11 protein-coding genes are annotated in these 11,937 nt (G+C 46.6%); 5 read left to right on the top strand and 6 right to left on the bottom strand.

The features are described from left to right. Positions 1-232: 232 nt before the first annotated feature. On the top strand, positions 233-556 hold the full coding sequence (locus tag OL444_RS18565; RefSeq protein WP_264730785.1) for a hypothetical protein: 324 nt from the start codon (positions 233-235) through the stop codon (positions 554-556). A 44-nt stretch (positions 557-600) separates the two neighbouring features. Then, positions 601-762 (top strand): hypothetical protein, encoded by a 162-nt coding sequence (locus OL444_RS18560; RefSeq protein WP_264730786.1) that lies wholly within the window; start codon positions 601-603, stop codon positions 760-762. 144 nt (positions 763-906) lie between these two features. Here the strand turns inward: OL444_RS18560 and OL444_RS18555 are convergent, their stop codons facing one another. The 3 genes from OL444_RS18555 to serA form a co-directional block, all read right to left on the bottom strand. Further along, entirely contained in the window at positions 907-2,457 is a 1,551-nt protein-coding gene (locus OL444_RS18555) for a S41 family peptidase (protein WP_264730788.1), read from the bottom strand. A gap of 36 nt (positions 2,458-2,493) precedes the next feature. Beyond that, complete coding sequence (locus OL444_RS18550) at positions 2,494-3,255, bottom strand: hypothetical protein (RefSeq protein WP_264730789.1); 762 nt, start codon at positions 3,253-3,255, stop codon at positions 2,494-2,496. Positions 3,256-3,637: 382 nt separating this feature from the next. Then, entirely contained in the window at positions 3,638-4,873 is a 1,236-nt protein-coding gene (gene serA / locus OL444_RS18545) for a phosphoglycerate dehydrogenase (RefSeq protein WP_264730791.1), read from the bottom strand. Between the two features lie 315 nt (positions 4,874-5,188). On the opposite strand from serA, the gene OL444_RS18540 reads away from it, so the two are divergent. Next, a complete protein-coding gene (locus tag OL444_RS18540; RefSeq protein WP_264730792.1) occupies positions 5,189-6,400 on the top strand; it encodes a serine hydrolase domain-containing protein in 1,212 nt (403 codons plus the stop codon). A gap of 95 nt (positions 6,401-6,495) precedes the next feature. Here OL444_RS18540 and OL444_RS18535 read toward each other — a convergent pair whose 3' ends face one another. Next, the gene (locus tag OL444_RS18535; protein WP_264730794.1) at positions 6,496-7,473 is read right to left on the bottom strand and encodes a cation diffusion facilitator family transporter; all 978 of its coding nucleotides are present in this window, start codon (positions 7,471-7,473) and stop codon (positions 6,496-6,498) included. Between the two features lie 318 nt (positions 7,474-7,791). Between OL444_RS18535 and OL444_RS18530 the strand changes: the two genes are divergently transcribed. Together OL444_RS18530 and OL444_RS18525 are read left to right on the top strand one after the other, a co-directional pair. Next, positions 7,792-8,397, top strand: coding sequence for an HD domain-containing protein (locus OL444_RS18530; protein ID WP_264730795.1), 606 nt, complete (start codon positions 7,792-7,794; stop codon positions 8,395-8,397). 33 nt (positions 8,398-8,430) lie between these two features. Further along, positions 8,431-8,949 carry a HEAT-like fold family protein gene (locus OL444_RS18525; protein WP_264730797.1) on the top strand — a complete coding sequence of 173 codons (519 nt, stop codon included), beginning with the start codon at positions 8,431-8,433 and terminating at the stop codon, positions 8,947-8,949. Between the two features lie 120 nt (positions 8,950-9,069). Here the strand turns inward: OL444_RS18525 and infC are convergent, their stop codons facing one another. Together infC and thrS are read right to left on the bottom strand one after the other, a co-directional pair. Then, positions 9,070-9,774 (bottom strand): translation initiation factor IF-3, encoded by a 705-nt coding sequence (gene infC, locus OL444_RS18520; protein WP_264730798.1) that lies wholly within the window; start codon positions 9,772-9,774, stop codon positions 9,070-9,072. 169 nt (positions 9,775-9,943) lie between these two features. Then, the gene (thrS, locus tag OL444_RS18515) at positions 9,944-11,884 is read right to left on the bottom strand and encodes a threonine--tRNA ligase (protein ID WP_264730799.1); all 1,941 of its coding nucleotides are present in this window, start codon (positions 11,882-11,884) and stop codon (positions 9,944-9,946) included. Positions 11,885-11,937: the final 53 nt, after the last annotated feature.

The raw sequence follows: 11,937 nt of genomic DNA, 5'->3' as shown, positions 1-11,937 counted from the left end.
GAGAGATGTTTAAGTATTATGCCGGTTGTTGTTTGTGAAACCTTCATTCAGCACAACCGCCTATGCCCACCCGTCCCTATCCTGCAGTCCCTACTACGACTACGTTTAACCATGCAGGATAGTTTTGTGCTTATCATTTGCTTTTATTTTTCTGTTTTATCGACAACGGTACTTTGCTGTATCCGGTGCGGAAAGCGGGCACTTATATAGCGGTAAATAGATCCAGGAATATTTGAAACAGTACAGATACCCGGTAACGTTTACATTTGGTGCAACGGCCACAATACCTAACCACCTGCGGGTGAAGATTGATTTTAAAGAGAACAACCAGGCAATGGTGACGAGTGGACTCATCTCCTACCCGGCGCATACTGCCGCTATGGCTTTTGAGGTCACACATCATACCGGTACTTCCTTTGTATTGGGCGGTGTTGATACGCTGACGTTATCCCCTGATTTATCTGATTGGTGTGATCAGTATCAGCTGCCTGCCACACCGTTTGCACGTGTCTGCGTTTCGCTTGCCTCCTCTAATAACAAGGCGTGTAAAGAATGAAAATCAGGTTGGTAGCAGACGACATGTCTCTCTATTAACCTATAATGAAAAGAAAACGGCGGAAAGAAAATGCCGGCGGCAACATCCTTACCGGCTGGAGACGCTGCAGGATAGCTGGTAGTAACAGGGCAGGATACGATTGTTTATCAGCAGACAACTGTAAAGCTGATCCGGAAATAAATGATTACATGTGGGGGTTACAATGATGTACCAGGGTAGTTTATATCAGCAACGTGCCCATATCGGCATCAGCTGCCATCATGCTATACTGATCCGCTAAAAAAGATACCCGGCCAGGTAAAGACTACAACACGTCTGTCACCTGACCGGGTATCAAAATAACTTCATTATTATCGGTTGAAACGGGATACCGCTTTACTGACTTCATAATTCACCATACCGTTAAATCCATGTTGGGTACGGGTTCCGGGAATAGCCACCCGCAGCTGATCATTGGCAGCAGCAATACGGGCCTTCGCAGCACGTTGGCCGGAGAAGGAATTTGTTTCCAGAAAAGAAATAATCTTTAACAGATTGTCGTCGTAGTCTGTATTTCCCCATGGCACATTTACATAATCCACGGCTGGGGCATCCACATCAATACCGGTATAGTAGCCTCCTTTTCCATTGGCATTGAACGTTTCAAAGTTAATGGCATAAAGATCGGCCAGGTATTTTTTATTGTGGGAAGCATCATACATAGAGATAGTAAAATCGATGAAGCCCACAGGTTTGCCGTAGGTTTTTTCGCCTACCAGTTTCACATCCATATACGGATCCAGGTTGTTCAACGTCAGTTCGCTGGAGGAGGCAGTATTACCGGTGGTAATAAAAAATACATGATCCAGTTTTAAACCGCCGGTAGCAGCCGCAAAATTTACAGAAGCCTTCAGTCCTACCGTAGACAAATGCTCCGTCAGTTTATCATTGTATTTGCTGGTATACATCAGCTTTCCGGCCGCAGCAGCAGGTGCGATGGCATTATCCAGGTATTCGGCTGTATTCGTAGCACCGCCACCGTTATACCGCAGGTCTACAATCAGATTGGTAATACCCCTGGCTTTGAATTTGGCAAAAGTTTCATCCAATGCGGTTTTCGTGGCGGTAGCCGCACCATCTGAATTAATGACACTGGAATAGGTATACAAGGCAAAATATCCAACAGGTTTATCCTTCACCGTAAATACCGTATCAAACAATACCGGATTGATCGCATAGGAACCGGTATTCAAAGTAGCCGTAGTCGTTTCTCCGTTTGGTTTTTTCAGGCCCAGGATAATACTGCTGCTGTAAAAGAAGGCCTCATTCAGCATGTTGTAAGTGACCTGTGATTCATTGAAAACCGTCGTGCCATTTACAGCCGTCACTTCCCATCCGCGGGTGATACCTTTTTGTCCGGCAGGGCTGTTTTTATCGGCATACAATACGTAGATGTGTATCTTACCGTTTTGATCTTTTCCCAGCCCGTAGTCTAAACCATATCCTCCACTGCCTGCAGCGAAAGTCTGGGAAGAAATACCATTCATGAGCCGGTTGGTCAGCGAACCATCCCTATCCAGAAAACTGTAATGATCAAAGGGTTGGTTGGTAGCAGGATTGATCGCATATTCCTTCATCCGCGCCAGCAGGGTATCCGCATTAGGGTACTTGCTGTCCAGCGGATTGAGCTGCGGCACTTTGCCATACCAATAATAAGTAGGCAGTCCCGCCGCGGCATTTCTGCCCCCATCTGCATAGCTTACCTGCATAATCTGGTAGGTCAGATATTTCAGGGTATCTTCCGCTACCCCTTCTGCAGGACTTCCACCGTCGTTTCCTTTTTTACAGGCTGCCAGCAGGGCAGCACAGGCTATACCTGTGAGGATAGCTTTGGTTCCCGTAGTAAATAGTTTTTTATGCATAACATTGGTTAAGACTATTTAAAACCGGATAGCACTTTAATGGGTAGCCAGTGTTTGTCTGGTCCAGAAATCTGCAGAATAGAACAACGCGAAGGTATCCGGTCCTTCACCTGGCATCGGGGCTGGCTGGCCCTGTGCACGCGGTGGCCGCTGTTCTTTTTTATCATCTTTTTTCAGGGCATTCACTTTAAAACGGTAAGCAATCGGTTTATCTGTTCCGGGTGCAATTCCCGCCGTTTTCAAAGGAATGACCAGTTCACATATCAGGTTGCCTGCAGCATCAAAGGAAGAGGCAGTACGGATACCATATTGATTCTGCACAGGAATATTACCTGCTGGTATCCCTTCAAATCCGTCTACCTGTATTTCTCTAACGCCGGCCAGGATCTGTTTTTTCAGTTCACCGGCAATCAGTGCGCGGGAGGCTTCGGGTACATCCGGCGCTGCTGCCGCTGCTTCAGCCGTCAATGGAAACGTCACGGAGGCGCCTCCTTTCTTCTTTCCGGTAGCATTCACAGTGATGGTAATACCGGAACGCATAATCTTCAACTGGCTTTGCTGGTCGGGCACACTCACCACAACATATAACTGCTCCTGGTCGTTGGCGATGGTATAAAATAGTTTGGTCACGTTATTATAAAACTGTAACGGCTTAGGCCATTCTGTTAACTGTCCGTCTATTTTCACTTCAGCTGGCGCCCATTTATTACTGTCGCTGTCTTGTGCAAAGGTGTGTAGGTTATAAAGGATACCGGTCATCAGGACCGTTCCTGTTACCAACGCTTTGTTCATTTTCATGTGTGCGGTTTTCTGTTGCACCACAAGGTTAGCAAAGAAAACTGAAAGATGAGAATTAAAAATGTATAAAAAACCGGGAATCGTTGAATGGGCCGTAAAAACAGATGAAACAGGAATTACGCATTCGGGGTTGGTCATCATTACAGGCAGACCTGCCTGTTTGAGCTGCAGGTGGCCGGGGCGGCCAGTCGGTATATTTCCCGCATTCCACTATGTTTTAGCGCCGTACATCGGTTATTCCGGTAGTGTTGCAGCCCTGCACACTACCCCCATCCCTCCTGCCCGATCATAACGCAGTACGCCTGCCTCCACCCTACAACAGGCAATTTATTCCTGGTTGTTTGGGTGGCGACAGGCGCACTATACCGGAAAGTATCCGGGATCAATACAGTAACCTGGTCTTGATCGTATGTTTTACATTTTTCAGCAATGCCGCTGCTTCCTGCGACAGCTGCCTGTCCACATCCAATACTACATAACCAATCTGGTCATTGGTTTTCAGATACTGACCGAGGATATTGATTTTATTTTCAGATAATGCCGTATTGATAGCAGATAATACACCTGGTACGTTCTCATGCACGTGCAGGATACGATGTGTATTTTCAATAGGCGGTACACTGATGGCCGGAACAGAGTGTGAACCAAAGCTGGCGCCCTTCTCCAGGTAATTCAGCATTTTACTGCTCACGTCGAGACCAATATTATGCTGCGCTTCTTCCGTGCTGCCGCCGATGTGTGGCGTCAGGATTACATTGGAGAGTTTTTGCAGGGGTGTATTGAAAGCAGCGCCGTTTTTTTCCGGCTCTACAGGAAATACATCAATAGCAGCACCGGATAACTGTCCGCTTTCCAGGGCATCTTTCAGTGCCTCCAGGTCTACCACTTCTCCGCGGGCATAGTTCAGGAAGATCGCGCCTTTCTTAACATAGCTCAGGGTTTCCTGGTTGATCATATTTGCAGTAGCCTTGTTGGAAGGCACATGCAGGGAGATAATATCTGCCTGTTCAAAAACTTCTTTGAGCGTGCGGTACTGTACCGCATTGCCTAAAGGCAGTTTGGTTTCGGCATCATAATAGATCACATTCAGCCCCAGTCCTTCTGCGAGTACGCTTACCTGACTGCCGATGTTGCCATATCCGATAATGCCCAAAGTTTTACCACGCAGTTCATAACTGCCGGTAGCTTCTTTCATCCAGATACCATTATGTGCGGCCGCATTTTTATCTACAATACGGCGGATCAGGATAATCGATAACCCTATTACCAGTTCCGCTACCGATCTGGTGTTGGAATAAGGGGCGTTAAAAACGGCTACACCATGTTGCGTAGCAGCTTTCAGATCTACCTGATTGGTGCCGATACAGAAACACCCGATGGCCTGCAGTTTCTTTGCGGCTGCCAGCACCTTCCGTGTTACCTGGGTTTTTGAACGGATACCCAGCAGATGTACTTCTTTCACTTCCTTTATCAGCTCTTCCTCACTTAACGCACCGGCTAACTTGCGGACATTATATCCCGCTGCCGTAAATTCTGCTACGGCGGTATCGCTGATGTTTTCCAACAGTAAGATGCTGATTTTCTCCTTCGGATAACTTGTCGACTTTTGCTGATCCATAATATTATAATGAATTATATGTATATTTCAATAGTGCAATTGGCTTAATAATTGCGGATACGCGGGGAAAAACAAGGCACAAACCTACTCGATGTTCGGGAATTATCAAACACCAGTATAACCAAATTCGATTTTTATCAAAAAAACACCTTTCACAGGTCTGTTTTTTAAAGTTTGTTTAGCATCCGGGCTTAAAAATGCCTTAAATGCAGATGAATGATGGGTTTTTATTTGGCAGACAAGCAGTTTGATTATAAATTTAGCGCTTTGATTTTAGGAGTCATTGAATTTTAATACGCAGACACATACCCAGTAATGAAGCGCTTGAAAGCAGTAAGTATCATCTTAACAATAACAGGATTTGCCTTTATCACCAGCTGCCAGAGTAATGCAGCCCGCCAGGCAGCAAAGAGAAAAAAACAAGCTACCGATAGTTCACTTTATACGCTCGGCCTGTCGGCCGCAGCAAAGGAAGCGATATTGAAATCGCCCCGCACTGTGCAGATACAGCGGGAGTTGCAGGCATTTTACAACACGAAACTTTTACGGGCAGGATTTAACGGCGCCATATTGGTGGCTAAAAAAGGCGTGATCCTTTTTGAAGCCTATCATGGATTGGAGAACTTCCGGACCAAATCTGAAATCATGGATAGCTCCTCTTTTCAGCTGGCCTCTGTTTCCAAAACCTTTACCGGTGCTGCCGCATTGTGGCTCATACAAAAAGAACAACTCAGCCTCGAAGATTCCCTCCAGCGCTTCTTCCCGGAGTTTCCGTATAAAGGCATCAATGTACGGATGTTGCTGAACCACCGCAGTGGTTTGCCCAACTACCTGTATTTCTGCGACAGTCTGTGGGAAGACCGTTCCCGCTTTATTACCAACAATGAAGTGATCCGGCTGATGGAAGCGCATAAGCCGCCCATTCAGCACCTGCCCAATACCCACTTCCAGTATTGCAACACCAATTACCTGCTGCTGGCAGCGATCATAGAAAAAGTAAGCGGACAAAAGTACGCCGACTTCATGCAACAAACCTTCTTCAAGCCGCTGGGCATGACCAGCACCTTTGTATATGATCCGTCATCTGCAGTAAGACCACATCAGACGCAAAGCCATAAGTACAATGGCCAGGCGGAACCAGATACTTATTTTGATGGCGTCATGGGCGACAAAGGTATTTACAGCAGTGCACGCGATATGCTGAAATGGGATCAGGCCCTCTACTCCGGCCACCTGTTGGGCGATACCATACTACGGGCAGCTTACAGCCCCTATAGCCACGAGAAACCAGGCATCCGTAACTACGGATTGGGATGGCGTTTAATGGTGTATCCTGACAGCACCAAAAACATTGTATATCACAATGGCTGGTGGCATGGTAACAATACGGTATTCTATCGTTTTGTACAAGACACTACTACCCTGATTATTTTAGGCAATAAATATAACCGCAGTATCTACCAGGCGGTGAAACCAGTCCGGGAAATCCTGGGACATGGTGATGGTGAAGAAGCAGGAGAAGAATAATATTTTCAGGTATCCATAAAAAGAATCAGGAGCAGCTAACGGAAGATGATTAATCCGTATCACTGCTCCTGATTTTTTATGACAATAAAGTATGGTTATCCATGTTTCCGGTTAGGCAGCACATTGGCGCGGGTCCAGTCAATCTTACCCCTAAAAGCATCTCCCCTCACCGGGCAGGCCTCTTTCAGACAGTAGTGGCAACAGGAAGGAATGCAGGGGTCCATGTGTATGAAAAACTCTACCTCACTTCCTTCAAACCCTTTATTAACCAGTTGTTCAATGCATTTCATTTCTTCATGTGCCTCATGTAGCGAGAGATAATAAGGCAAGGTAACATGACAATCCATGTGGTAATTATTACCGTATTGCTGCACCCGCATATTGTGTACATCAATCCAGTTTTCCCGGCGGCTGGCCACCAGGATGTCAATGATCCGGTCAATCGTCTTCATATCCGTTTCATCCATCAGACCGGAAATGGAACGCCGCATCAGTTGATATCCTTTCACCAGAATCAGGGATCCCATTAATACGGAAACCACCGGATCCAGCCAGTTCCAGCCGGTAAACTGAATAATGGCCAAAGCCACCATCAGCCCCACACTGCTGTAAACATCCGTCATAATATGCTGGCCATTCCCACTGATCGTAATCGACGATAACTGTTTACCTGAGCGGAGCAGATACAGTCCTAAGAACAGGTTGGCAATGGTGGTGGCGCCTACTACCCACAAACCGTTTACCATTTCATGCAGCACCCGTGGGGTAATGAAATACTGTACCGCCTTGAACAGAATCAGCAGGCCGGCAATAAAGATCATGGCGCCTTCGAAGCCAATGGAAAAAAATTCCACCTTACCATGTCCATAAGGATGGTTGGCATCTTTGGGTTGTCCGGCCAGATAAATACTGTAACAGGCAAAGCCACCTGCAATGACATTAATAATAGATTCCAGGGCATCCGATAAAATAGCCACGGAATGGGTCATGAAGTAGGCTGCAAACTTTGCAGCGGTCAGGATGAAACTAACGATCAGCGACACCAGGATGACGCGCAATTCTCTTTTTAGCAATCGTTTATGTTTGATATTGTTGTAAAGCCCAAAGGTAATGGATTATTATTTTCAGCCAGCGATTCCTGCCGGTTAATCCCACTTGAAAACAAGGTGCTTCCCTACCGGATATGATCTCCCTTTTTACCTAACAAAAACTTAATGTTGCGGTAACACCTTTTGCTGACGAATTACCGATATTAATAGCCGCATACATAACTATGCCCTCAAAATACTGACAACGGTTCATACATGCTTCTGCGGTAATGCCAACAGCATCCATCTCACGAGTGATCATGATACCTCCGCTGCAGTAGTAACGTCTAACAATACACGAAAATGGACCAACACGAATTACAAGCGACCGCCATTGCCGATAAGATTTTTAACCTGTACGCTACCCATGGTCATCTGGAATACGGTGAAAATGTGACGATGCTGATGCATATGATGCAAAGTGCCCTGATCGCAGAAAATACGGGATTCAGTGACGAAATGATTCTGGCAGCTTTCCTGCATGATATCGGCCATTTCTTTGAGGAAGAAACCCAGATGGGCGTTTACGGTACGCAGGCCCACGACGACCTGGGAGGCGCCTTCCTCCGCGAATGCGGCTTCCCTGAGAAGTTAATCAGCCTGGTAGCCAGCCATGTTGCCGCCAAGCGTTACCTCACCTCCATTGACAGTGCCTACTACGATACCCTGTCGGAGGCCAGCAAACAAACCCTGGAATACCAGGGAGGCCCGATGAGTGAGGAAGAAGCCGCGATATTCCGCAGTGATCCCTTTTATCAGCAATATATTCAGATCCGGATATGGGATGATATGGGTAAGATAACGGAGGTACCGGTATTACCGGAAGATGTAACCCGTATGAAAGCAAGAACCCGGCAGTATCTGCTGCAACACATGACCCTTCCCCCGGAACAAGCTGTAGCTATTTGACAATTTCACAGCTTCCGCTTAAATTGCTGCCCCATGGAATTACGGACAGCCATACTCACAGAACATTCCCGCGCGCAATCCTTACAGATCGCTGCGTGGATAGGCAATAACCCCCAACGGGTGGATGCCCTCATTCAATTATTGCTGCATGATGAATACAGGGTGGTACAACGTGCGGCCTGGATTGCTTCTTTTGTAGCAGAAAAATATCCGGCCTTGATACTTCCTCACCTGCCAGCGATGGTAGCCAGAATGGAAGCAGAAGATATACCGGTAGCGGTTAAACGAAATGTATTGCGGATACTGCAATTCCTGCCGGTGCCGGCAGCGCTGCACGGCGCCGTAATGAATACCTGTTTTATTTTTCTGGAAGATCCGGCGGAAGCCGTAGCGGTGAAAGTCTTTTCCATGACAGTATTGGCCAATCTGGCCACCACCTATCCGGAAATAAAAAACGAGATCCGGCTGCTGATTACAGATCAGCTGGAACACAATCCTTCTGCGGGCTTCCGGTCGCGCGCAAAGAAGGTTATGGCGATGATTAAAGCATAGAAAGATACACGCCTTTGTTTGGGTGAACAAAGACTGCAGGCATACTTTAACTAAGAAAGCAGCACAACTGGTACAAGACCTCGTCTGTGCTGCTTTTTTAATCAGATATGAAGCGGAAGACTACTCATTTCCTTTCTCCGGCTGGGTTTCAGCGGCAGGAGGTGTAGTAGGAGCCTGAGGTGCTTCTTTAGGCGCTTCTTTAGGACCTTTAGGTTCACGTGGTTCCTTAGGTTCTTTTTCTTTTTTCTTGGCTGCTTTAGGCGCGAAGATGGCAATCATACGTTTACCTTCCATGGTAGGCATGCTTTCCAGGCCACCCACTTCTGCCAGTCTTTCTGCGAATTTCAGCAGAATCAGCTCACCGCGCTCTTTAAACATAATGGCGCGACCTTTAAACTGTACATAGGTTTTAACCTTGTTACCGTCTTTCAGGAAGCTTTCCGCATGTTTAGCCTTGAAATCGAAGTCATGATCATCGGTGTTAGGCGTAAAACGAATTTCTTTCACTTCGCTTTTATGTGCCTTCGCCTTCATCTCCTTTTCCTTCTTCTTCTTCTCGTAGAGGAATTTATTGTAGTCGATGATACGGCAAACGGGAGGAACAGCATTTGGAGAAATTTCCACCAGGTCTAAACCTTGTTCTTCCGCCAAGCGCAACGCTTCTTCAGTTCTGTAGACACCTACCTCAATGTTCTCGCCTACAAGTCTTACCTCAGGAACGCGTATCATCCTGTTGGTGCGATGTTCTTGTTGTTGTTCCCTGCGGAAGTTGGGGTTTCTTCCCCGATTGTTACCGCCAAAACTTGGTCTGGGTCTTTGTTGCATTAAGAAAAATAAAATTAAATAATTAATTGTCCATAGTCCATGGTCCACATTTCGTCCATGGACCAAAAACAACTTTATACAAAAGTAAGGGGAAAATTAAAGCAATTAACATACCTGAATTCAGTAATGTTCATTGTTTTATATACTTTTTTTCCACATTTAACACTTGTTACTCAATGGGCTTTCTATTCGTCACTTCTTCATTTACCAACGCTGTAAACTGTTCCAGCGTCATTGTTCCGAGATCACCTTTTGATTGACGGCGAACAGCTACGATGTTATCTGCAGCTTCTTTCTCGCCTAATACCAGCATATACGGGATCTTTGCCAGTTCTGCTTCCCGGATCTTCTTACCTATCTTCTCACTTCTATCGTCTATTTCTGCGCGAATTTCCGCTTTTTTCAGCACTTCTGCTACTTTTTCTGCATATTCCTGTGTCTTATCACTGATAGGCAGCACTTTCACCTGGGTAGGTGTCAGCCAAAGCGGGAATTTACCGGCGCAATGTTCGATCAATACGGCAATAAATCTTTCCAGGGAACCAAACGGCGCCCGGTGAATCATTACAGGACGGTGTTTGGCATTATCTGCCCCGATATACTCCAGTTCAAAACGTTCCGGCAGGTTGTAATCCACCTGAATGGTACCCAGCTGCCATTTACGGCCCAGGGCATCTTTCACCATGAAATCCAGCTTAGGACCATAGAAGGCCGCTTCGCCATATTCAGTCACGGTTTTCAGTCCTTTTTCCGCAGCGGATTCAATGATCGCCTGTTCTGCCAGCTCCCAGTTCGCTTCTGAACCGATGTACTTGGAACGGTCTTCTTTATCGCGCAGGGAGATCTGTGCTACGTAATCCTGGAAGTCGAGGCTCTTGAACACGTGCATCACGAGATCAATTACCTTACAGAATTCTTCCTTTACCTGATCCGGACGGCAAAACAGGTGCGCATCATCCTGAGTAAACCCACGTACACGGGTCAGGCCATGCAGTTCACCATGTTGTTCGTAACGGTACACAGTACCGAATTCCGCGAAACGCACCGGTAAGTCCTTGTATGACTTAGGCGATGCCTTATACAATTCGCAGTGATGCGGACAGTTCATCGGCTTCAGCATAAACTCCTCACCTTCTTCCGGTGTGTGGATAGGCTGAAAACTGTCTTTACCATATTTTTCGTAGTGTCCGGATGTAATGTACAGGTTTTTATTACCGATATGTGGCGTCACTACCGGCAGATAACCGCTGGCCAGCTGTGCATCCTGCAGGAAACGTTGTAAACGTTCACGCAGCATAGCGCCTTTCGGCAGCCACATAGGCAGGCCCAATCCCACTTTTTCGGAGAAGGCAAAGAGTTCCAGTTCCTTTCCGAGTTTGCGGTGATCACGTTTTTTGGCCTCTTCGATGAGTGCCAGGTATTCGTCCAGCTCTTTCTGGTTGGGGAAAGTAATACCATAGATGCGGGTCAGCATCTTGTTTTTTTCGTTCCCACGCCAGTAAGCACCGGCAATGTTGGTCAGTTTAATGGCTTTAATGAAACCTGTGTGCGGAATGTGTGGGCCGCGGCACAGATCTGTAAAAGCGCCTTGTGTATAGAAGCTGATACTGCCGTCTGCCAGTTCATTAATGGTTTCCAGCTTGTATTCATCTCCTTTCTCCGTAAAGTAAGACAGGGCATCAGCTTTGCTTACCTCCTTACGGACATATGTGCTGTTCTGTTTAGACAGTTCCACCATTTTGGCTTCTACCTTTTTCAGGTCTTCGTCGGTGATGGTACGGCCTCCCAGATCGATATCGTAATAGAATCCGTTTTCAATGGCGGGTCCATATCCCAGCTTCACACCCGGATACAAAGCTTCCAATGCTTCGGCCATTAAGTGTGCAGAGGAATGCCACATGGTGGCTTTACCATCCGTATCCACCCACGTCAGCAGTTGCAGCGTGCTATCCGTCATAACCGGACGGGTAGCATCCACTACCTGTCCATTAATTTTTGCTGCCAATACTTTACGTGCCAATCCTTCGCTGATGGATTTGGCAATGTCCAATGCAGTTACTCCTGGTTCATACTGACGAACTGCGCCATCCGGAAAAGTGATATTTATCATACGTTTTGCTATTAGCACCATACTTTTTCATATGGGCTATATTTCCTTTATAA

The sequence above is a fragment of the Chitinophaga nivalis genome (assembly GCF_025989125.1).
GTDB classification, from domain to species: domain Bacteria; phylum Bacteroidota; class Bacteroidia; order Chitinophagales; family Chitinophagaceae; genus Chitinophaga; species Chitinophaga nivalis.
This window is presented reverse-complemented; position numbering and strand designations above follow the sequence as displayed.